General features: G+C 42.4%; 1 protein-coding gene. It reads right to left on the bottom strand.

Annotated features, from left to right (window positions below):
* Positions 1–231, bottom strand: a 231-nt coding sequence (locus F1592_RS13245) for a putative Ig domain-containing protein (RefSeq protein WP_149814200.1), incomplete at both ends; no start/stop codon positions are given.

The following is a 231-nucleotide window of genomic DNA, read 5'->3' as shown; positions in this document are numbered from 1 at the left end:
GCCCACTTTACTTGGCGTACCGCTAATTGTATTAGTGTCTGGATTAAACGTTACACCTGTTGGTAAGCCACTCACTTTATTTGTCACGGCTTGACCACTGTTATCTGTCGCATTAATCTTAATTGGATTAATCGCAGTGTTAACTTCTTTAGTTTGGCCTGCAATTGGTGACACTGTTGGTGCCGTTGTATCTTGGACCGTAATCGTAAAGCTTGTTGTTGTTTCGTTGCC

The organism is Staphylococcus sp. GDX7P312P (assembly GCF_008385775.1).
Classification (GTDB): Bacteria; Bacillota; Bacilli; order Staphylococcales; family Staphylococcaceae; genus Staphylococcus; species Staphylococcus haemolyticus.
Note: the sequence above shows the minus strand (reverse complement) of the source record. Positions and strands in the feature narration are given on the sequence as shown.